This is a genomic window from Agrilactobacillus composti DSM 18527 = JCM 14202 (genome assembly GCF_001436375.1).
Taxonomy (GTDB): domain Bacteria; phylum Bacillota; class Bacilli; order Lactobacillales; family Lactobacillaceae; genus Agrilactobacillus; species Agrilactobacillus composti.
Window position 1 is genome coordinate 1 of sequence record NZ_AZGA01000039.1, and the last position, 1,719, is coordinate 1,719.

Genomic DNA, 1,719 nt, shown 5'->3' on the forward strand with positions numbered 1-1,719 from the left:
TCTTTGAAAACTGAACAAAGTTTCGATTTACCAAATGTGCAGGCTTCAACTTTTAAGTTGAAAAATGAAACATTTGCGAAGTCAATTCGCTAGCAATAAAAATTAATGAGTCACAAACTTTATTTGAGAGTTTGATCCTGGCTCAGGACGAACGCTGGCGGCGTGCCTAATACATGCAAGTCGAACGAGCTTTTCCTACCGAGTGCTTGCACTCATTTGGAAAGGCGAGTGGCGGACGGGTGAGTAACACGTGGGCAACCTACCCTAGAGCGGGGGATAACATTTGGAAACAGATGCTAATACCGCATAACAATTTGAACCTCATGGTTCGAATTTAAAAGATGGTTTCGGCTATCACTTTAGGATGGGCCCGCGGCGTATTAGCCAGTTGGTGGGGTAAAGGCCTACCAAAGCTATGATACGTAGCCGACCTGAGAGGGTGATCGGCCACATTGGGACTGAGACACGGCCCAAACTCCTACGGGAGGCAGCAGTAGGGAATCTTCCACAATGGACGAAAGTCTGATGGAGCAACGCCGCGTGAGTGAAGAAGGGTTTCGGCTCGTAAAACTCTGTTATCGGAGAAGAATAGGGGTAAGAGTAACTGTTTACCTCCTGACGGTATCCGACCAGAAAGCCACGGCTAACTACGTGCCAGCAGCCGCGGTAATACGTAGGTGGCAAGCGTTGTCCGGATTTATTGGGCGTAAAGCGAGCGCAGGCGGTTTTTTAAGTCTGATGTGAAAGCCTTCGGCTCAACCGAAGAAGTGCATCGGAAACTGGGAAACTTGAGTGCAGAAGAGGACAGTGGAACTCCATGTGTAGCGGTGAAATGCGTAGATATATGGAAGAACACCAGTGGCGAAGGCGGCTGTCTGGTCTGTAACTGACGCTGAGGCTCGAAAGTGTGGGTAGCAAACAGGATTAGATACCCTGGTAGTCCACACCGTAAACGATGAATGCTAAGTGTTGGAGGGTTTCCGCCCTTCAGTGCTGCAGCTAACGCATTAAGCATTCCGCCTGGGGAGTACGACCGCAAGGTTGAAACTCAAAGGAATTGACGGGGGCCCGCACAAGCGGTGGAGCATGTGGTTTAATTCGAAGCAACGCGAAGAACCTTACCAGGTCTTGACATCTTTTGCCAGCCTAAGAGATTAGGTGTTCCCTTCGGGGACAAAATGACAGGTGGTGCATGGTTGTCGTCAGCTCGTGTCGTGAGATGTTGGGTTAAGTCCCGCAACGAGCGCAACCCTTATAATTAGTTGCCAGCATTCAGTTGGGCACTCTAGTTAGACTGCCGGTGACAAACCGGAGGAAGGTGGGGATGACGTCAAATCATCATGCCCCTTATGACCTGGGCTACACACGTGCTACAATGGATGGTACAACGAGTCGCTAGACCGCGAGGTCATGCTAATCTCTTAAAACCATTCTCAGTTCGGATTGTAGGCTGCAACTCGCCTACATGAAGCTGGAATCGCTAGTAATCGCGGATCAGCACGCCGCGGTGAATACGTTCCCGGGCCTTGTACACACCGCCCGTCACACCATGAGAGTTTGTAACGCCCAAAGCCGGTAGGGTAACCTTTTAGGAGCCAGCCGTCTAAGGCGGGACAGATGATTAGGGTGAAGTCGTAACAAGGTAGCCGTAGGAGAACCTGCGGCTGGATCACCTCCTTTCTAAGGAATATTACGGAAAGCCTGTACGATAAATCGAAA

Annotated in this window: 1 rRNA gene; it reads left to right on the forward strand. The window is 50.1% G+C overall.

What is annotated here, in order from left to right:
• Nucleotides 1–119: 119 nt before the first annotated feature.
• Nucleotides 120–1,680 (forward strand): 16S ribosomal RNA (locus FC83_RS06935).
• The last annotated feature ends 39 nt before the right edge of the window (nt 1,681–1,719 follow it).